This is a genomic window from Nostoc sp. UIC 10607 (assembly GCF_047228265.1).
In the GTDB taxonomy this organism is placed as follows: domain Bacteria; phylum Cyanobacteriota; class Cyanobacteriia; order Cyanobacteriales; family Nostocaceae; genus Nostoc; species Nostoc foliaceum_A.
The window spans coordinates 120,891-142,053 of record NZ_JBIQNW010000015.1 but is presented as its reverse complement, the minus strand read 5'-3'; the positions used below and the strand labels follow the sequence as shown (position 1 = coordinate 142,053).

General features: G+C 37.9%; 18 protein-coding genes and 1 pseudogene. 18 read left to right on the top strand and 1 reads right to left on the bottom strand.

Going from position 1 to position 21,163, the window contains the following annotated elements; genetic code table 11:
* The 16 genes and pseudogenes from ACEYW6_RS16125 to rfbD all read left to right on the top strand — a co-directional run.
* A pseudogene (locus ACEYW6_RS16125) lies at window positions 1–505 on the top strand (hypothetical protein); the annotation flags it as partial.
* A 311-nt stretch (window positions 506–816) separates the two neighbouring features.
* The gene (locus tag ACEYW6_RS16120) at window positions 817–1,623 is read left to right on the top strand and encodes an ABC transporter permease (RefSeq protein WP_412980504.1); all 807 of its coding nucleotides are present in this window, start codon (window positions 817–819) and stop codon (window positions 1,621–1,623) included.
* Window positions 1,624–2,373 (top strand): ABC transporter ATP-binding protein, encoded by a 750-nt coding sequence (locus ACEYW6_RS16115; protein WP_412980503.1) that lies wholly within the window; start codon window positions 1,624–1,626, stop codon window positions 2,371–2,373.
* A gap of 2 nt (window positions 2,374–2,375) precedes the next feature.
* A complete protein-coding gene (locus tag ACEYW6_RS16110; protein ID WP_412980502.1) occupies window positions 2,376–5,375 on the top strand; it encodes a glycosyltransferase in 3,000 nt (999 codons plus the stop codon).
* On the top strand, window positions 5,372–6,643 hold the full coding sequence (locus ACEYW6_RS16105; protein WP_412980501.1) for a glycosyltransferase family 4 protein: 1,272 nt from the start codon (window positions 5,372–5,374) through the stop codon (window positions 6,641–6,643). The genes ACEYW6_RS16110 and ACEYW6_RS16105 overlap by 4 nt, the downstream gene beginning before the upstream one ends.
* A gap of 3 nt (window positions 6,644–6,646) precedes the next feature.
* On the top strand, window positions 6,647–7,960 hold the full coding sequence (locus ACEYW6_RS16100) for a hypothetical protein (protein ID WP_412980500.1): 1,314 nt from the start codon (window positions 6,647–6,649) through the stop codon (window positions 7,958–7,960).
* Between the two features lie 71 nt (window positions 7,961–8,031).
* Window positions 8,032–9,330 (top strand): glycosyltransferase, encoded by a 1,299-nt coding sequence (locus ACEYW6_RS16095; protein WP_412980499.1) that lies wholly within the window; start codon window positions 8,032–8,034, stop codon window positions 9,328–9,330.
* Window positions 9,323–10,393 (top strand): NAD-dependent epimerase/dehydratase family protein, encoded by a 1,071-nt coding sequence (locus ACEYW6_RS16090; protein ID WP_412980498.1) that lies wholly within the window; start codon window positions 9,323–9,325, stop codon window positions 10,391–10,393. The genes ACEYW6_RS16095 and ACEYW6_RS16090 overlap by 8 nt, the downstream gene beginning before the upstream one ends.
* Before the next feature lie 40 nt (window positions 10,394–10,433).
* Window positions 10,434–11,105: a class I SAM-dependent methyltransferase gene (locus ACEYW6_RS16085; protein ID WP_412980497.1), complete on the top strand. Its 672-nt coding sequence runs from the start codon at window positions 10,434–10,436 to the stop codon at window positions 11,103–11,105.
* Window positions 11,106–11,173: 68 nt separating this feature from the next.
* Window positions 11,174–12,259, top strand: a complete 1,086-nt coding sequence (locus ACEYW6_RS16080; RefSeq protein ID WP_412980496.1) for an NAD-dependent epimerase/dehydratase family protein — start codon at window positions 11,174–11,176, stop codon at window positions 12,257–12,259.
* A gap of 77 nt (window positions 12,260–12,336) precedes the next feature.
* Window positions 12,337–13,257 (top strand): glycosyltransferase family 2 protein, encoded by a 921-nt coding sequence (locus tag ACEYW6_RS16075; protein ID WP_412980495.1) that lies wholly within the window; start codon window positions 12,337–12,339, stop codon window positions 13,255–13,257.
* 141 nt (window positions 13,258–13,398) lie between these two features.
* Window positions 13,399–14,247, top strand: a complete 849-nt coding sequence (locus ACEYW6_RS16070) for a glycosyltransferase (RefSeq protein WP_412980494.1) — start codon at window positions 13,399–13,401, stop codon at window positions 14,245–14,247.
* Window positions 14,248–14,396: 149 nt separating this feature from the next.
* On the top strand, window positions 14,397–15,464 hold the full coding sequence (locus tag ACEYW6_RS16065) for a glycosyltransferase family 4 protein (protein ID WP_412980493.1): 1,068 nt from the start codon (window positions 14,397–14,399) through the stop codon (window positions 15,462–15,464).
* Window positions 15,465–15,562: 98 nt separating this feature from the next.
* Window positions 15,563–16,639, top strand: a complete 1,077-nt coding sequence (locus tag ACEYW6_RS16060; RefSeq protein ID WP_412980492.1) for a glucose-1-phosphate thymidylyltransferase — start codon at window positions 15,563–15,565, stop codon at window positions 16,637–16,639.
* Window positions 16,640–16,755: 116 nt separating this feature from the next.
* On the top strand, window positions 16,756–17,301 hold the full coding sequence (rfbC, locus tag ACEYW6_RS16055; RefSeq protein WP_412980491.1) for a dTDP-4-dehydrorhamnose 3,5-epimerase: 546 nt from the start codon (window positions 16,756–16,758) through the stop codon (window positions 17,299–17,301).
* A 36-nt stretch (window positions 17,302–17,337) separates the two neighbouring features.
* A complete protein-coding gene (gene rfbD / locus ACEYW6_RS16050) occupies window positions 17,338–18,228 on the top strand; it encodes a dTDP-4-dehydrorhamnose reductase (protein ID WP_412980490.1) in 891 nt (296 codons plus the stop codon).
* Between the two features lie 415 nt (window positions 18,229–18,643).
* Here rfbD and ACEYW6_RS16045 read toward each other — a convergent pair whose 3' ends face one another.
* Window positions 18,644–19,384 (bottom strand): 2-phosphosulfolactate phosphatase family protein, encoded by a 741-nt coding sequence (locus ACEYW6_RS16045; RefSeq protein WP_412980489.1) that lies wholly within the window; start codon window positions 19,382–19,384, stop codon window positions 18,644–18,646.
* Window positions 19,385–19,714: 330 nt separating this feature from the next.
* On the opposite strand from ACEYW6_RS16045, the gene ACEYW6_RS16040 reads away from it, so the two are divergent.
* Entirely contained in the window at window positions 19,715–20,134 is a 420-nt protein-coding gene (locus ACEYW6_RS16040; protein WP_190898833.1) for a BlaI/MecI/CopY family transcriptional regulator, read from the top strand.
* Window positions 20,134–20,973, top strand: coding sequence for a M56 family metallopeptidase (locus tag ACEYW6_RS16035; RefSeq protein ID WP_412980508.1), 840 nt, complete (start codon window positions 20,134–20,136; stop codon window positions 20,971–20,973). Before ACEYW6_RS16040 ends, ACEYW6_RS16035 begins: the two co-directional genes overlap by 1 nt.
* The last annotated feature ends 190 nt before the right edge of the window (window positions 20,974–21,163 follow it).

Here is a 21,163-nt window from a genome sequence, read left to right as displayed (position 1 = left end):
GACTGTCTCTTTTAAGATACCTGTCTTGGGGAATGACTATGGTGTTGTTTATTTTTTATTTATAAACACCCTCTTAGGAAAAACACTGCGGGAAGTAAACCGACCCCCAACAAAATGGGAAGTATATGAACGCATTTTGCGTGTTCCATACTACGTTATTTATGACCGCTATGAAAATCATTTGCGTGCATTTCAACTTATAGGCACTCGCTACGAGGCAATATCTTTAGCAGAGAACCGCTTATGGTTGGAAGAGTTAGAACTAGGATTGGGTCTTTGGCAAGGTTCTTATCAGCAGACCACAGGTTTGTGGTTGCGTTGGTACAATGCAGCAGGTTGGGTGCCGACGCAAAAAGAACAAGCAGAACAAGAGCGCCAACGGGCTGAACAAGAACATCAACGGGCTGAACAAGAGCGCCAGCGGGCTGAACAAGAACATCAACGTGCAGAGCGATTGGCAGAATATTTGCGATCGCAGGGAGTTGATCCAGATAACTTGAGTTAGCGAATGGAGTAGCGCTTCAATCATTGCAATGGGTAAACATCCTCAAAAGCGATCACTTTTGACTTTTTAACCTTTTTGTGATATAAGCAGCCTGCTGGCTTGTTCAGAGAGTTATAGGAACCAATTGATAAATTAACTGGTCTTGCCAGGGTAGGATGTGCTTAAGAGGAGAAAAATGGTAATTAGTAGGTTGTGTGTTTAACAATGCTTTTTAAAATAAAGTTTTTGATGGTAGGCTAGTGCGGCAAAGTACGCTCCAGTAGTATAAAATTCGCAAATAACTTGCCTGTGGTGTGTGGTGGTTTTTAAGGATGAGAATTTCGCTTAAAGATAATTCAACTTGGTTGCAAGTGCGGCGTTATTGGGAATTGCTGCACGTTTTGGTAGCACGAAATCTTAAAGTACGTTATCGAGGTTCGTTCCTAGGGGTTTATTGGTCGCTGTTGAACCCGTTGATCATGACCGGGCTTTACACTGCAATTTTCGGCGCAACTTTTGCCTCCTATTACGGCAACTCAATACTGAACTACGTATTGGCAGCCTTTACGGGACTGGTAGTGATCAATTTTTTCTCAGCTTCTACCTCCCAGGCATTGAGTAGTGTAGTAGGTAATGGCTCATTATTGAATAAAATTAGTCTGCCAGTAAGCGTTTTTCCTCTATCGATGATTACAGCAAATGTATTTCAGTTTTCGGTGGGGACTTTTCCGTTGCTGGCATTGATGACTTTGATTAATTCCAAGAGTTTAGCCAATGTGTTTGCGCTGGTGTTTCCAATTTTGTCCCTAGTTTTAGTTTCTACAGGAATCAGTTTTTTAGTAAGTTCTTTGTACGTATTTTTTAGAGACTTGCCTTACTTTTATGAGTTAGTAGTATTTGTGATTTGGCTCAGTAGCCCTATATTTTATCCAGCAGCTATTGTTCCACCACAGATAAGGCAGTTTTTACGTTTAAATCCACTAGCACCAATTATTGAAAGTCTGCGTCAAATTACATTATCAGGTTCTCTACCGGATTTGGGCTTAATTTGGGGAGCTTTGCTTAGTGGGGTAATTATTTTAGCCCTAGGATGGACTTGTTTTCACTTGTGGCGACATCAATTTATGGATTTGCTGTGAATGGAAGTAATTCGCCTAGATAATGTTTCGCTGTTGCGACGGACACAAGAGGAGTTTTCTTATGACCTTAAGAAAACAATGCTATCTATTTTAGAGGGTAAATATCGTCAGCCAGTAAAAAAGTTAGTACTGGATAAAATTGATTTTGTGGTTGAAAAAGGTGAAAAGATTGGTATTATTGGTGCGAATGGCTCCGGTAAATCCACTCTTCTAAAGGTCATTTCTGGAATTTTACAACCTACCAGTGGAACAGTGCGGGTACGAGGTCAAATAGCTCCTTTGATTGAATTAGGAGCAGGTTTTGATTCGGAAATTTCCGTAATGGATAACATTCTGCTGTATGGTGTTCTGCTGGGATATTCTAGATCGGAAATGCGGAATAGAGCACCTTCAATTTTGGAATTTGCAGAATTGCAAGATTATGCTTTTGTTCCAGTTAAGGGATTATCTTCGGGTATGTCAGCACGTTTGGGATTTGCGATAGCGACAGATGTGCAGCCAGATATTTTAATCTTAGATGAGGTGTTATCGGTAGGAGATGAAAGTTTTAAGAATAAATGTAAGCAAAGAATTGATAATTTTTGGAATGGAAATGCAACAGTTTTAGTAGTATCTCATGATTTAAATTTTGTTAAGCAATATTGCAATAAGTTAGTTTGTTTAGCTAAAGGAAAGGTAGAGTTTATAGGCGAACCTGAAGAAACAATCAAACATTATCTGAGTACATTAAGATATACAGACAATAGCTAAAGATGAATAACTTAGACTATCAAGAATTTTACAATGAAAATTATTATCTAGGAATGGTACCTGGTATTCCTTATGATAGGACAGCCAACGCTGGACATTGGCTACGTTTTTTTAATGCAGTCGCCGATAAGTTAGTAAATTATGTGTCGCCTACTTCTGTTTTAGATGTTGGTTGTGCCAAAGGTTTTTTAGTGGAAGCATTTTACAACCGAGGTATTTTTGTACATGGTTTTGATTATTCTGAATACGCAATATCTTGTGTAAGAGTAGATTTAAAACCTTATGTTTTTGTTGCTTCTGCTGCTGATTCAAGTGCTTTTAAGAAAGCTCAACATCAGTATGATTTAATAACATGTATTGAAGTGGTTGAGCACATGCCACGGCATGAGGCATTAGATGCAATTAAAAATATGTGTCAATATGCCAAAGTAGTATTTTTTTCCTCTACTGCTGATGATTTTGCAGAACCAACCCATTTAACGGTTTTACCTCGGATTAATTGGCTCAAGATATTTCTAGATAATGGCTTCATTCCTGATTACAATTTTAATATATATGACTTAGTACCTCATGGCATTTTATTACGAAGAATAGAAGATGAAATTAGCGAAATCAATAAGCTTATTGAATTCATTGAATGGCAATTTGATAGTTTAAAGATTGAGATAAATAATAGAAATAATATCCAAGCTAAACTAATAGATTTAGAATCTAAAGTAAATTCTCTTAAAGCTGAATCGGAAACTTCCCAATCTCTGCTACAAGCAACTCAAGCTGAATTGGAAACTTCCCAATCTCTACTACAAGCAACTCAAGCTGAATTGGAAACTTCCCAATCTCTACTACAAGCAACTCAAGCTGAATTGGAAACTTCCCAATCTCTACTACAAGCAACTCAAGCTGAATTAGAAACTTCCCAATCTCAGCTACAAGCAACTCAAGCTGAATTGGAAACTTCCCAATCTCTGCTACAAGCAACTCAAGCTGAATTAGAAACTTCCCAATCTCTGCTACAAGCAACTCAAGCTGAATTAGAAACTTCCCAATCTCTGCTACAAGCAACTCAAGCTGAATTGGAAAGTTGTCAAAATTTTGTCTCTTGGATGGAAACTAGCAAATTTTGGAAACTACGAAAAATATATTTAAATTTAAAAGAAAAAATAACCTATGGGATAAATCCACCTTTATTAAAACTTGCTAATAAGAGTATTACTATAATCCGCAAAGAAGGCTATCAGATATTTAACAAACGGGCGTTGAATTTTTTAAACAATCAAATGATGAGCTTTCGGACTAGGTTTAGTTTCGCAGATACATTAGTAGCAGAAGTTTTGCAAAATTTGGCTGACTCTTCAGAATATGATCAATGGATTAAAGACTACGAGTTTACAAATGAAGAACTTAAACAACAAAAAATTAAAGCTTTATCTTTTAATTACCAACCTGTTTTAAGTGTTATCCTGCCGATTTATAAATTACCTTTAGTTATCTTAAAAGAGACAATAAATAGTGTATTGCAACAAACTTATGCAAACTGGGAGTTGTGTATTGCATTTGCAGATATCAGTAATTTACAAACAATTGAATACATAAAAAAGTTAAGTTTACAAGATAAACGATTTAAGCTAGCTATCATACCACAAAACAGGGGGATTTCTGGCAACTCCAATGTTTCTCTAGAAATGGCTACTGGTGAATTTATAGCTTTACTAGATCATGATGATTTATTATCACCTTGGGCATTTTATGAAGTAGTAAATGAACTAAACAAGCAGCCAGACTTAGATTTCATCTACTCAGACAAAGACTGTATTAGTGCAAACAGCATGGTACGGTCTCGGCTCCTACTCAAGCCGGAGTGGAGTCCAGAAATTTTATATTCAGCTAACTATTTAACTCATTTGTGTATCGCTCGTCGCGCTCTTGTGAATCGTATAGGCGGATTTAATCCAGAAACTGATGGAGCACAAGATTGGGATTTATTTTTACGTATTACAGAACAAACATCACGTATTGCGCGAATTAATTCTGTACTTTACCACTGGCGCATTATACAAGGATCAACTTCTTTGGGGATAGATTCTAAACCTTATGCACTTGAAGCACAACTGAAGTCTCTTAAAGATCATCTGAGTCGAACGCAACTACCAGCAACAATTTCACCACATCCAGAATGTGGTTTTCGATTAGAATGGAAAACTCCACCTGCTAAAGTATCAATTGTTATTGATGGTGATGTTTCCTGGGACTACTTATCAGCTTGCATAAGTGCTATTTCGGAATCTGCTGATCCGAACTTGCATAAAGCCAAAATCGTTTTACCTGAGTCTAATTATTATTTACAAGCAAGTGAACGGGAAATACTCATAGAACAAATCAATTTACCTGTTGATTGGCTGCTGGTGAGTGAAGGAAATTCTAAGCTAGCAACTTTAGCAGAGGCAGCGAAACAGGATACTACTGATGTAGTTTTATTCGTATCAGGCCAAGTCGTTAAATTTGAAAAGGGATGGATAGAAGAATTAAGTGGTTGGGTTCTTAATCATCCAGATATTGGATTTGCTTCAGCACTTATTTTGACAAATCAAAATATAGTTGTTGAAGCCGGATTGATTATTGATAAATATGGCAATGGCTCTCCATTATTTTATGGCAGTAACTTATATTCTTGGGAAATCTTTGGTGGAGCATTATGGTATCGAAACTGTAGCGCTAGCTCTCCTTGGGCAGTAGCTTTTAGTTACGAACATTACTTAACATTAGGAGGATTATCTAGAGATTCTTCTTCTGTGCAGCATTCAATGATTAAGCTTTGTCAAGCTAGTCGGGCTACTAATAAACGTGGTTTGGTAAATCCCCATGCGAGAGCGTTCTTGCTAGATTTACCGGGTAATAATGTGCCAAAGTTTGATGATTCATTAGCAGATGATCCTTATTTTCATCCTGCATTTGCATCTGTAGTTCCTTTGAAATTAAGATCAAAAAATGGAGAAGTTTCATGAAAATTCCAATATTTATCAATAAGCTAATTAAAAAGAGCTTAATTCCCCTAGACAACAACCTAATTAAAAAGAACTTAATTCCACTAGATAAGTACACTGAAGATGCGACTGCATTAGCCGCAGTCATGGATTTTTCCTACAGTGACATTTCTCAAATTCAGCAACATCCAGAAAGAGTTGTTAAATCTGGTCCTCATATTGTCAATTGGTATCTACCATCCTTTGAAAATGCTTTTTATGGCGGAGTCATGACAATACTCCGAACGGCTGATTATTTACTCCAAAAAGGAGGAATGCATCAAAGATTTTTGATTTGTGGTGAAGCCAAAGCTGATGTTATTTTTGGTAATATTATTAAAGCATTTCCAGAATTAAAAACTTGTGAAGTTATAGTTCTTAACACTGCACAAGCAATTGAGAATATACAACCCGCAGATTTTTCAATAGCCACACTTTGGACGACTGCTTATGTATTGCTGAAGGTTCAAAATACGGGATTGAAGTTTTATTTTATTCAGGATTTTGAACCTTTATTTTATCCAGCTGGCTCTACCTATGCTCAAGCTGAGGCAACATACCGTTTTGGATTTTATGGGATTGCGAACACTATTAGTTTAAAAAATATATATGAAAGTGAATATGGAGGAAAATCTATTCACTTTACTCCCTGCGTAGATACTAAAGTTTTTTATAAAGATGATAGTTACAGGAAAGATAACCCTAAACGGATCTTTTTTTATGGTCGTCCCGGACATCCTCGGAACTCTTTTGAGCTAGCAATTACAGCTATGCGTCAACTCAAAAATCGCTACGGTTCTAATATTGAAATATTATCTGCTGGTGCAAACTGGAAGCCTGAAGACTATGGGTTAGAAGGAGTGATAGAAAATCTGGGTTTGCTAACTTATGAAGCAACAGGAGATTTATATCGTTCTTGTCATATTGGACTATCTATGATGATGACTAAGCATCCCTCTTACTTACCATTCGAGATGATGGCGTGCGGTGTATTGGTCGTTTCTAATATCAACAACAGTACAAAATGGTTATTGAAAGATAGGCAAAACTGTTTTTTGTCTTATCCAAGCGCTACATATATAGCTGAAACAATTTCAGAAGCAATTGAACGATATGAAGATTTAGAACATATTAGAATTAATGCTGCCCAAGAAATAATAAATAACCATGCAGATTGGGCTGTTGAAATAAAAAAAATTTATAAATTTATTCTCAATGCCGCAACTAAGCCTAATGCAGTGAGGATGTGATTTATGATAATTAACCGCGCTATCTCTTCACATAATCCAAGCGAACGCAGATTAATTTATGTTCATATAATAATGTTTCTGCTCGCTTTTATAGTAATTATATCTAGACGGCCTGATGCAATTTTAAATCCTCAATTTTGGGCAGAAGATGGAACTGTGTTTTATGCCCAAGCATACAACAATGGAATTATAAATTCATTGTTTTCACCTTATGCAGGATATTTACATGCCGTCCCCAGATTAACTGCGGTGTTTAGTATATTTTTCTCTTTAAAATCAGCACCACTTGTATTTAATTTGATTGCCATTATAATTCAAATTCTGCCAGTAACCTTATTAATTTCCTCTAGATTCTCAAAATTAATACCAAATATAAATTATAGAATTGCCATATCGTTTCTCTATTTAGTTTTACCTGGATGCTATGAGGTTCATGCAAACGTTACTAATGCACAATGGCGCATAGCGCTTTTAATATTTATGGCTATTATTGCTAAATCCTCTCATATTTTGGTTAATTTGTTTGATCTTGTAATCATTTTGATAGGAGGATTAACTGGGCCTTTTTCAATCCTGATAGTGCCAGCAATTATATTTTTAATTTTTGCAACAAAAATTAGTAATAAAAAACTCAATGATTTATTTTATTTAAAATTCGTAGTACTGATATGTACAGCATTAACTCAAATTATAGTTATTAATACTAATCAAATTGGTCAAGAAAGAATCAGTAAAGTAGGCTCTAATTTTTTATCTTTTAATGATGTAAGGAAAATATTAGAAATTTTAACAAATCAAGTTTTCTCAATGAGCATTTTTGGTACTAATGTTACTAATTATTTCGTAAATGTATTACCAGATTTATTATATATTATTTTGAATATAACTATATTAATTGTAGGAATTAGTGGCTCAGTTTATTTGTTGCTTAAATCCCCTTTAGAACTAAGAGCATTTATAATATTTGCGGCTCTTATTCCTTTTACAGCAATAGCTTTACAGTTTCCTAATATAACTTTGTTTGAGCCTATTGGTGTCGGTGCACGTTACTGGTTTAACTTGGTATTAGCCTTTTCATTAGGAACTATATGGATTTTTCACAAGGCATACAGCCAAAAAAATCGCATTGGGAAGATGTTCGCTTTAACGATACTAGCAACTATGTCAATTGGCATAGTAACTGACTGGCAACATCCGGCTTTTACTGATTTTAAATTTGCTAAGTACGCTGATAGATTTATGGAATTACCAAAGGGACAGGAAATGATAATTCCAACTAATCCAGAACCTTGGTCTATAAAATTAATTAAGCATTAGCCGGTAGATCCAATTATTTATTAAGTTCATTAAATGAAATTTATTATTCATGATTTTAATAAACATACATTATGCTAAAAAAAATATTCCAGCCCAAAATACTAAAGTTTTTACTAGGTGGTGGTTTAGCAGCTGCACTAAACTTAGTATTGATTTATTTAATAATTGAAAAGCTAGGATTCAATACACCTTTTTTGCGTAATATTGCTAATGTAGTATCGATTGAAATTTCCCTAATATTTAGTTTTTTTATTTACCGGACTTGGGTTTGGACTGGCGGTATTTGGAACCTTAGAGAAGTATTTTTACGACAACTTCCTCTTTACCATGTTTCTGCTGGACTTGCAGTGATTACTCGTGTTTTCTTGATTTTTCCGATTTTGGATTGGTTGAAAGTTAACTATGGCATCAATACTATAATAGGCGCACTTTTGAGCGCATCAATTAATTATTTGATTAGCGATCGCTTTGTATTTAAAACCCCAACACAAAAAACATCAGCTACATATTATCCCGAATCATTGGCCCCAGCTCTATCATTAAATTCTACCTTGATCAGAGATGAATCAATAACGGTAGATGCTTCAAAATCTGTCAAGACTTTATCAATAGTAATTCCAGCCTACAATGAAGAAGACTGCATAGTTCAAACTGTTCACACTATTAGCAGAGTTTTGGAACAAGAAAAAATAAATTACGAAATTTTAGTCGTTAACGACAACAGCAAAGATAATACAGAACAATTATTACAGCAGATAAATTCTGAAAATAGTAAGCTGCGTTACATCAATAATTATTATCCTAATGGCTTTGGTTTTGCAGTTCGCTGTGGATTAGAAAATTTTACAGGAGATGCTGTAGCGGTAGTTATGGCAGATAGTTCAGATGCACCAGAAGACATCGTAAATTACTACCATAAACTGCAAGAGGGATACGATTGTGTTTTTGGTTCCCGCTTTATTAGAGGAGGTAAAGTTATTGACTATCCCAGCCACAAATTAATTGTAAATCGTTTAGCTAACTTATTTATTAAAATTTTATTTGGTTTAAATTTTAACGATACTACTAATGCATTCAAAATTTATCGTAAAGATGTTATTGAAGGCATCTCTCCATTAGTATCTCATCATTTCAATTTAACAGTAGAAATACCACTTAAAGCCATAGTAAGAGGATACTCTTATACAACTATTCCCATAACTTGGAGAAATAGAACTACAGGAGTTTCTAAGCTAAAGCTAAAAGAAATGGGCAGTCGATATTTGTTTATAGTTCTCTACATCTGGCTAGAAAAACATTTATCGCGTGGAGATTATCATCTAAGCAAAAAAAGACTGCTAGCAAATCAAAGGTTTAAATCAAATGGCTGAGAATATTCTGATTTTAGGAGGAGCTGGTTTTGTTGGCAGTTCCTTAGCAATTAATTTAAAAAAGCATCACTCGTCCGGGAAAATTATATGTTTCGATAATCTCCGAAGGCGTGGTTCAGAACTAAACCTTCCTAGATTTAAAAATTTAGACATTGACTTTATTCACGGTGATATTCGCTCTCCTAGCGATTTAGATCCCGCAATCTTTAATTCCGTCGATACTATCATTGATTGTTCTGCTGAACCTTCTGTCCTTGCAGGATTTGCCTCTCCACAATACGTCCTGCAAACTAATTTATTAGGAACTATTAATGTTCTTGAACTAGCTAGGCAAATCCATGCTCGTTTACTCTTCCTTTCCACTAGTCGCGTTTATCCGATTGAAACGCTTAAGTCAGTTAACTTAGTAGAACTACCAACCCGCTTTAGCATTGCTCCTGAACAGACAATATCAGGAGTATCTCATCTTGGTATAGCGGAGGAATTTCCACTTCAAAGCTACCGTTCTCTCTATGGTACTACCAAACTTGCCTCGGAAATGCTAATCGAAGAGTATCGGCAAGCTTATGGTATTCAGGCAATAGTCAACCGTTGTGGTGTAATTACAGGGCCTTGGCAAATGGGTAAAGTTGACCAAGGTGTTTTTGTTTTGTGGTTAGCCGCACACTATTTTGAAAAATCTCTAAGCTACATAGGCTATGGCGGTACAGGTAAACAAGTTAGAGATTTATTACACATTGAGGATTTATTAAGTTTAATTAATTATCAGTTAGAAAATTTTTCAGAACTTGATGGGGATGTTTTAAATGTTGGTGGAGGTGCTGATAATAGTCTATCTCTATTAGAGACTACTAGACTATGCGAGACAATCACTGGTAAATCTATTCCTATCAAATCAGAAGAAATAGCCAGACAAGGTGATATCCCCATTTATATTACGGACTCTTCCAAGATAAGTTCTAAGACCGGATGGAAACCAATCATGAGTCCAGAAAAAACTCTTAGAGATATTTATAACTGGATTCTAGAGTATGAAACAACGCTTAAGCCTATATTATCTTAAGCTGTTTAGTGAAAAGCAATTTTTTGTTGTCTGAAAACCTATGAAACAAGATGAATATCTTAAAAAACTTTACTCTAACCGTTTTGACCATCAACAGAGAAGAGCTAAAATAGCGTTATGGAAAACTTTAATTGAGGAGTTCTTACAGAAGCATGTGGGAAAAGACTCAGTTACTTTAGATATTGGGGGTGGCTATTGTGAGTTTATTAATAATATTAAAGCCAGGAAAAAATACTTAATTGATCTCAATCCCGATTCTAAAACTTTTGCTGATGCTGATGTCAATGTTCTCAATCTCGATATTTTGAACATAACAGAACAAGAAAAAATAACGGAACGTTTTGACAAAATATTTGTTTCAAACTTTTTTGAACATTTAAACAATAAAGAAGAGCTAGCTGAAATTTTGTTATTTTGTTTTAACTACCTAAAACCTGGAGGAGCGATATTAATCATACAGCCGAACTTCAAATACTCCGTTAAGGAATATTATGATTTTATCGATCATCAATTACCAATCACCCATCTTTCTCTTCAGGAATTATTACGTACTATTGGTTTCAATATTGATGTTTTAATTCCTAGGTTTTTGCCGTATTCAACTAAAGGTAGACCAGGATCGCCTAATCTTTTGAAGCTTTATCTCAAATTACCATTTATTTGGAATTTTCTAGGAGGGCAAATGTTTATTAAAGCATCTAAACCCTTTTAGTTTAACTCCATTTATAAGCTCATTTTATCCTAAAATGTTGATTGTCCCATGACGTGAGTAAAAATATTATGCCCACCGTTTTAATTACTGGTTCCTCTGGTCTAATTGGTTCGGAATCCGTTCATTTCTTTGTCCAAAACGGTTTTCATGTTGTCGGTATCGATAATAATATGCGGGCGGTATTTTTCGGTGAATCTGCCTCCACAGACTGGAATCGTCGTATCCTAGAAGATAAATATGGTGATAGCTATCGTCACTATGACATTGATATCCGCGATCGCTGCGCAATAGAAAACCTATTTCAAGAATATTCCTCCGATATTTCTCTCATTATCCATACAGCAGCACAGCCATCCCATGACTGGGCAGCAAAAGACCCTCATACAGATTTTACAGTTAATGCCAACGGCACTTTAGTATTACTAGAAGCAACTCGGCAATACTGCCCTGATGCAGTTTTTATATTTACCTCAACTAACAAAGTCTATGGCGATACTCCTAATTATCTACCCTTGCAGGAGTTAGAAACTCGCTGGGAAATCGAACCAGCTCATCAATATAAAGAAGGCATTGATGAGTCAATGGCAATCGACAACTCCAAACATTCTCTATTTGGTGCTTCTAAAGTTGCCGCAGATATACTAGTTCAAGAATATGGTAAATACTTCGGCATGAAAACTGCTAGCTTTAGAGGAGGTTGCCTGACCGGCCCAAACCATTCTGGCGCTCAATTGCACGGTTTTCTAGCGTACTTAATGAAATGTGCTATTGCTGGCGAAACCTATACCATTTTTGGCTATCAAGGCAAACAGGTTAGAGATAATATACACAGTTACGATCTTGTCAATGCTTTTTACCATTTTTATCAAAATCCCAGATGTGGAGAGGTTTATAATATTGGGGGTTCTCGCCATAGCAATTGTTCTATGTTAGAAGCAATATCAATTTGCGAAAATCTCGTAGGTAAAAAGCTGCAATCCACTTATACAGAACAGAATCGCTCTGGCGATCATATCTGGTATATTTCAGATGTAAGAAAGTTTCGTTCTCACTATCCAACATGGGAATACAAATATAATCTTCGACAGATACTAGAGGAGATTTATTATGCTCAAGCATCTAGAAATATTGGTTATCCTAAGAAGTTGTTTTAAAAGTATCTGGATATTCACTTCTGTTAGCTCATCATTAGAATATAAAACCCATAAATCTGTTACATACATCTAAATAAATGACAGCAAAAGTTGCAGCTTACATAACTCTCTATAAGGATAAGCAAGCTGCTAGCAAGTGTCTGCAAGCCATTAAATCTCAATCTATAGCAATAGATATTGTTTTCATAGTAGATAATTCCGAACAAGAATTACTAGAACCTGATAATAGTGCGTCAATTTTGATACATCATTATCCTGAAAATATTGGGATTGGTCAAGGCTTGGCACTTGCGCTGGAATGGGCAACAAAAGAAGGTTATGATTTTTTATGGACTTTTGATCAAGACAGTTTACCGACGAAGAATTGTTTGGAAATTCTCTTGGAGACTTACAATAAGTTTTCCCTAGAGTATGGTAACAAGATTGGGATTATTGCTCCTACTGCCATTGATCACAAAACTGAAGAAGTTGTACAGGGAGCAGTTTTTGTAGGAGACCAGTTTATAGGTTGGAAGCACAATAAGAATGTTGATTTTTATGAGTGCGACTCTCCTATAACTTCTGGTTCTTTGATTTCTATTGCTGCTGCTAAAACTGTTGACCCTCCTCGTGCAGAATTGTTTATAGATGGGATTGATCTTGACTATGGACTGAGATTACGACAACAAGGATTCCATAATTTGATAGTTACTACAGCTATCATGTATCATAATTTTGGTAATCCAGTTAAAGTTAAGTTTTGCCAACGAGAAATAATTATTCACCAATATTCTGCTCTACGTAACTACTACATTACTCGAAACCATACTTATTTAGAAACTCGCAACGCTGAAGGCTTGTATCGACTAACCAGTTGTGGGCGACGCATAAAATATTTACTCCGCAGGATAGTTACAATTTTGCTATATGACCCGGAAGACAAAACCTTAAAAGTATGGGCTTGCTTGCTGGGAACATTTCACGGTTTTCAAGGAAAGCTTGGAAAAACTTGGTGTTAAGTTATTAAAAAGAGAATTTAACCGAATAGTAAACAACAAATAATTCAATAAAATTACTTCTATCAGAGCGGGTCACTTATCAGTTTTTATATAAAGTATTTTCAGCAAAATTAACTAAGGTTTCAACTCAATTAAACTATAGTGATTTATTTTTTAATTGTTAATTATTATTCTACGAATTTAGTATTGGAATTAATCAATTCTATACAAAAAACAAACTATGTTGATTATAAAGTAATTATCATCAATAACTCACCTGATGATAATTCTATTGATCTTCTCAAAACTGAATCTGTATTGATTTTTGATGCTGGAACTAATTTAGGTTTTGGTTGTGCTTGTAATTTAGGCTTAAAATGGATTTACATTCAAGATCCCCAGGCGTATGTTTGGATAATCAATCCAGATGCATATTTTATAGAAAATAATTTAGATAAAGTTAAGCCATTTTTTAAGTCGCATCCAGAAATTTCAATTCTTGGTACACTTATCTATACACCGACAGGTGAAATTTGGTTTGCCGGCGGTCGATTTATTCCTAAAACGGGTGCAATCATTACCCAAAAAAAATTAACAAAAATGGATGTAGACTATGTTAATTGTGATTGGGTTTCAGGGTGTAGTCTTATTGTTAATTTGAATAATTTTACTGAATTTCCTCATTTTGATACTGCTTATTTTCTTTATTATGAAGATGTAGATTTTTGTTTACGCTATGCTAATCAAGGACATTTAGTTGCTATAAATAATAGTTTTTCAGTGCTGCATCAACCATCAAGTATTACTAATAGAAATGTTTTCAAGAAAATAAGAAACAGCACGTATAGCTATTTGTTGACAATGGATAAATATACAAATAGATTTATCTTTAGTATTAGATTAACTTTTCAAATATTGAAGGCTATTTTAGGGATTATACTAAAACCACAAGCTGCGTTAGGGAAAATTTGTGGTATATGGGATTATGTAATAAACAACCAGAATAAATAATTTATTAAATTCTATTGTTAATACTCCCATAAAAAGTTTATATGTAAATACTAAAATAGACTATTATTACTACTAAAATTATTTTTTGAAATATAAATACTTATTAAATAAAAAAACAGACTAAATTATTTTATGGTTAATTATAAATAATGACATTATTAATTAATCTCTCCTTTCTATTAACTAAACCCACAGGTATCACTACCTACGCTCTCAATTTGCTGCCTCACTTACAACAACTTTATCCTACACTCCTAGTTTCTCAGAATATTCCTGGTTACAACTGCTACCCAATTCCTCCTAACCAAACCGCAGAACAAGGGATAAAAGGTCATTTAAAACGCCTTGTTTGGACGCAATTCCAATTGCCACAAATCTATAGAAAGCTAAAATCGCAGATTTTATTTTCCTCGCTTCCAGAAGCACCCCTTTATAGCAACTGTCGTTTTGTCGTGATGGTTCACGATTTTATCCCGTTGCGTTTTCCTAAACGTTTTTCACCACTGACACCCTATCACCGCTACTACATTCCCCAAGTCATTAACCAAGCACAACACATTATTTGTAACTCTCAGGCTACAGCTAAGGACATCACAAACTTTTACGGAATTCCTGCAAACAAAATTACTCCCATTCCCCTAGCCTACGATCGCACTCACTTCCATCATCTCAACCTCCCCACCAGCAACTACTTTCTCTACATTGGCCGCCAAGACCCATACAAAAACATCCAGCGACTCATCAGTGCTTTTGCGGCTTTACCTAACTGCAAAGACTATGAACTATGGTTAGTAGGGCCAAGTGATTCGCGTTACACCCCTACTTTAAAAGTGCAAGTTGCAGAATTGGGTGTAACTAATCAGGTAAAGTTTCTTGACTATGTTCCTTACAGCGAATTGCCAAAAATCATCAATGAAGCGATCGCTCTCGTTTTCCCCAGTCTCTGGGAGGGTTTTGGTTTACCTGTCCTCGAAGCGATGGCTTGCGGTACTCCCGTCATTACCTCCAATCTCTCCTCCTTACCAGAAGTAGCTGGCGATGCGGCAATTCTGATCAACCCCTACAACACCGGAGAAATTACAGAGGCGATGCAGGTTATTGCAACTGATTTGGGGTTGCGATCGCGCCTTTCTAGTCAAGCTATCACTCACTCCCAAAAATTCAGTTGGGAAAAAACAGGAAAAGCAACCGTCGAAGTGTTATCCCGCTACATATAAAAGATAAACTAACGCCAGAATTTAGATCCCAGGATTTAGGATTTTGTCCAGATTTCAGATTATCTTGACTAATGACTCATAATTAATCCTTAATCCCTATGAAAGCACTAATTCTCTCTGGCGGGAAAGGTACACGCCTACGTCCCCTCACCTATAGCGGAGCAAAACAACTCGTACCAGTTGCAAATAAACCTGTTTTATGGTACGGCATTGAAGAAATGGTCGCTACTGGTATTACTGATATTGGCATCATCATCAGCCCGGAAACTGGGGCAGAAGTCCAAGGGAAAACTGGTAATGGAGAATCCTTTGGAGCAAACATCACCTACATAGTACAAAAACAGCCAGCCGGACTTGCTCACGCCGTCCAAATCGCCCGTCCCTTTTTAGCAGATTCTCCCTTTGTCATGTACTTGGGCGATAACCTGATTCAACTAGGTGAGTTACGTTACTTTCTGCAACAATTTAGCCAACAACAACCAGATGCTTTGATTCTCTTGCGTTCGGTTGCAAACCCTAGCGCCTTTGGTGTGGCTGAGGTCGATGAAACAGGACGGGTATTACAGTTAATTGAAAAACCCAAAGTTCCTCCTTCAAATCTGGCATTGGTAGGAGTTTATTTCTTTTCTCATCTCATCTTTGATGCGATCGCAAATATCCAACCTTCCGCCAGAGGCGAACTAGAAATTACTGATGCTATTCAATACCTCATTAATCAGGAAAAGCAAGTTTTAGCTTACAATCTCAAAGGTTGGTGGTTAGATACTGGTAAGAAAGACGACTTACTAGAAGCTAACCGATTGATTCTCGATACCTATCTGACAGCATCAGTTCTTGGCGAAGTCGATGCCCAAAGTCAGATTATTGGGCGAGTCCAAATCGGTGCAAACTCTAAAGTAATCAACTGTACAATTCGGGGGCCAGTAGTCATTGGTAGCAATTGTCATCTAGAAAACTGTTTTATTGGCCCTTATAGTAGTATTGCTAACAACGCGACACTCATTGATACAGATTTAGAACACAGTGTGATTTTAGAAAGTGCTAAAATTGCCGGAATCCATCAACGCATTATTGATAGCGTGATTGGGCAAAGAGCACAATTGACCCTTGCACCCCGTCGCCCCAAAGCCTTACGATTTATGATTGGCGATGACTGTCAAATTGAATTAACGTGATGTACTTGTTAAAAACAGGAAAAGCCACAGTCGAAGTGTTACCTGCTAGCTGTAAAATACAAGCATTAAATTACTCTCACAATTAACACTGTGGCAGATTACTCGAAATAATATTAATGAGCATTGTACATACCAAAATTCCCGAAGTCATACAACTTGAACCCCAAGTATTTACAGACGATCGCGGGTTCTTTTTTGAAGCCTACAACGATCGAAAATTTGCCCAAGAGACTGGTATTGTTACTAACTTTGTTCAAGATAACCACTCTGGCTCAAAACAAAATGTCCTGCGGGGATTGCACTACCAAATCCAACAACCCCAAGGTAAACTTGTCCGAGCTATTGTTGGCACTATATTTGACGTAGCCGTAGATATTAGAAAAAGTTCGACTACTTTCGGTAAGTGGGTGGGTTATGAACTCAGTGCTGAGAACAAACGCCTACTGTGGATACCACCAGGCTTTGCTCATGGCTTCCTGGTGCTTTCAGAAATAGCCGAAGTTCTCTACAAAGCTACAGATTACTACGCACCCCAAGGCGATCGCACAATTCTATGGAACGATCCAGATTTAGCTATAGATTGGCCCCTAAGCGCGTCACCGATTTTATCAGCTAAAGACCAAGCCGGGAAACCTTTGAGAACTGCTGAAGTATTTGATTAAGCTTGATGATTGCGTTAGGTTCGAGAACTAATTAGGATGAGTCAATCAATTTTGCTGATTGGTAGCAATGGTCAAGTGGGTAAGGAACTACAACAAATACTCCCATCCTATGGCGATATTATCTCAGTAGAACGCCCAACAGTAGACCTTGCCCAACCCGATACCCTCCGCAACGTTATCAGAGCAAAGCAGCCGCAAATCATAATTAACGCTGCTGCTTACACTGCTGTAGATAAAGCAGAAAGCGAATCCGAACTAGCTACCGCTATTAATGCTACGGCACCCCTAATTATTGCCCAAGAAAGCCAAAAATTAGGAGCTTTTCTAATTCATATTTCGACCGATTATGTTTTCGATGGCAATGGGTGTAGCCCTTATCAGGAAACCGATGTAACTAATCCCTTGAGTATCTATGGTAAAACCAAACTTGCTGGAGAAGAAGCTATTCGGGAAACTTGCGCCCATCATCTCATCCTCCGCACTGCTTGGGTTTATGGAACCTTTGGCAAAAGTAACTTTGTCAAAACCATGCTGCGACTAGGTGCAGAACGCCAAGAACTCCGTGTTGTCGCCGATCAAATTGGTAGCCCGACTTGGGCGCAAGACATAGCCGCAGTCATAGCCCAGACGATTCCCCAGTTAACCCCAGAAATTAGCGGCACTTATCACTACACTAATAGCGGCGTTGCTAGCTGGTATGACTTTGCCGTTGCCATTTTTGAAGAAGCCCAACAGCTAGGCTTCCCTTTAAAAGTTGAACGTATTGTCCCCATTACAACTGCCGACTATCCTACACCAGCCCGTCGCCCAGCCTATTCTGTGCTTGCTTGTGGAAAAATTACGGCAATTTTAGGGACTTATCCCCCCCATTGGCGACAAAGACTCCGCCAAATGCTCAAAGATTTGAAAATTGGATATGGGGAATAGGCATTGTTAATTAACGCCGTGTACGACTTTCTCTAAAACCTAACCCCCAACCCCTTCCCTTGCAGGGAAGGGGAGCAATAATCAAAGCCTCTCCCCGAAACGGCTACGGTGTACACACAAGTAGACCCAGAGCCAGTTTCCAGGCGAAAAAGGTGGATTTCTCTCGTTCCCATGCTCCGCATGGGAATGGATTATTAGGGGCTGCCGCCTCCAGTCAGATATTGAGTCAGAGACTCAATGAATGCATTCCCAGTCGGAGGCTGGGAACTAGTCAAGCCTTATCAAGCTAGGTTTTTAAGACTTGTGTGTACACCGTAGCCCCGAAACGGGGAGAGGAATGGAAGCGGGGTTCCAATCATAAATTGCACATCGTCGCGTTAATTAAGTTTCTTCCCTATTCCCCACTCCCCATTCCCTATTTCTTTTGACTTTTTAATACTCCTGTTTCATGTTGTATTGGCAAGACATCTAAAATATCAGTTTGGGAACAATATTTTAAATCATCTAGACAGTCAAGACGCAACAATCGTTGGCCGTGACTAGCTTGGTGAAGTAATCCCAATAAGTTATCTTGCCACTGAGAGTAAAGAGCGATCGCACTAATTACTTCATCATTACCAGCTAATTCCTCTGGTGACAACTGGGTTTGCTCCAAAAGACTATGAGCGATCGCACCTGCACAAACTGTATCCTCTAAAGAATAACTGCCTTCCCAACCGGAACCGACAATCCACACTGTCTCTGGTTGCTTCTCTAAAAGAAATTGCACCACCGCCGCCCGGTTAATTAAGGCTGCTGCTAAGACATTTGAAGAGTCTTGTACCCGTTGTAAAGCACGAGTGCCGTTTGTGGTGCTGATAAACAAACGCCGCCCCTGCACTAATTCTGGTGTGCAGTCGAGGGGAGAGTTACCCAACTCAAAGCCAGCTACTTTTGCGCCGCCGCGTTCTCCAGCCCGCAGGCGTTTTTCAGAGGGCCATTTTTCGCTAACTTCAATTAACTGATCTAAATCGCTGAATACTTGTACAGCTTCGCCTCCAGATGCTAAGACAGTCGCTATTGTGCTAGTTGCTCGCAAGACATCGACTGCGATCGCACATTCTGGCGCTTTATCCGTTGGAGTCAATTCAGGAGTGTGATATACGAATAACTTCACGGGCTGGATACACCTGTTTTAATACTATTGCCGCAAATAACATTCTACCTAGTTGGTGTCACTAACTATAGTCACAATTATTCGCAAACAATTTTTTAGCATCAAATATGCACGATGTAACCCATTCAATACAAAAATACTCAAAAAGTCCATTTTTATGCTTTTAGACTTTCAGATTTGCTGCACTATCCTGTAATCTAAAACAAGAACAGATTTTCTCAAGCTGTATTTGGCATTCCAAGTTAGCACCACTACGCATCCTGACTAACCTTGCCAAATAGAAACTAAAATTTTTACCTCCACTCCGCTCATCCCAAATCGAAAATCGCTATGGCACCTTTACCCGACTACCGCCCTAAACAACTATCTGTAGGCCCGTTGGAAGCGGAAATTTTAAATATAATCTGGGAACTTGGTTCAGCCACAGTAAAAGATGTGCACGATCGCATTCTCGCTGATCCCAACCGCGAATTAGCGTATACTTCTGTCACCACTGTTTTACGTCGCCTCACTGATAAAGGTTGGCTAGCCTGCGACAAGAAAGAGCGGGCATTCTATTGGCGGCCAATGCTGAGTAAGCAGCAATCAGATGTCATCAAAGCTCACGAGCAATTACAGCGATTTCTAGCGGTGGGGAACCCCGATGTTGTTGCTGCCTTTGCCGATAGCCTAGATGAAGCAGCCAGTGAGCAAATAGCTGCGATCGCCAAACGTATTCAATCTGCACGCCAAGCCAGGGAGGAACAATGATGCATCTGATAATGATTTTGAATGCTTTGGCAGTTGCCTGGTGGTTAAGATCCGCCTGGAATCAACCCCAAGGCAATTGGAATCTGCGGTGGCAGCGATCGCTATTTTTGTTTCTCTTTCCGCCCTTGCTAATTTTCATGACAGCGATCGCTGTCATGTTCATGGGGCCTCAAGGACAAATGGGCGGAATGTATACAGGCTCAATTAGCTATTTACTAGCATTAATTTATTTAGCGTTTTTTGCCATTTCATGCATTAAACTTGCCTTCCAGGGTTGGCAGTCTGTAGAATCTGCCCGTAACTGCCCTTTAGTGAATGTTGGCGATAGACGAGCCAGACTGCTGCAAACAGGCGCGTTGTTTGCAGGTCAAATCGGTTTTTGGCAACCAGAACTAGTGGTTAGTCAAGGATTAGTGCAAACTCTCTCACCGGCTCATTTAGAAAGCGTCTTAGCCCATGAGCAAGGGCATCACCATTACAGGGATACGTTCTGGTTTTTTTGGCTAGGTTGGGTGCGTTCCTGCACCGCTTGGTTGCCGAATACAGAGCCTTTGTGGGAAGAACTTTTAGCTTTGCGCGAACTCCGTGCCGACGGTTATGCAGCATTGCAGGTAGACCCTCTGGTGCTAGCGGAATCACTTTTATTAGTAGTTAGTAGCGGCCCCGTCTTATCAGAAATTTGCTGTGCTGCATTAGGTTCCTCTGGTGCAGATCGCTTAGAACAAAGAGTAGAAGCTTTATTAGCACCTCCAGAACCAACCCCAGAAGCTCAATTGCAATCCTGGCATGGCTTTCTGTTGGCGTTCCTGCCTTTAGTAACTGTGATGTTTCATAGTTAAGTTGAATTGAAAAAGCGATATTAATAACAAATGTAGAGATGTAGCAGTGCTATGTCTCTACTTAATTTTTGTAAGTCGATGCATTAAAGGTACAGGTCGATGCATTAAAGGTACAGGTCGATGCATTAAAGGTACAGGTCGATGCATTAAAGGTACAGGTCGATGCATTAAAGGTACAGGTCGATGCATC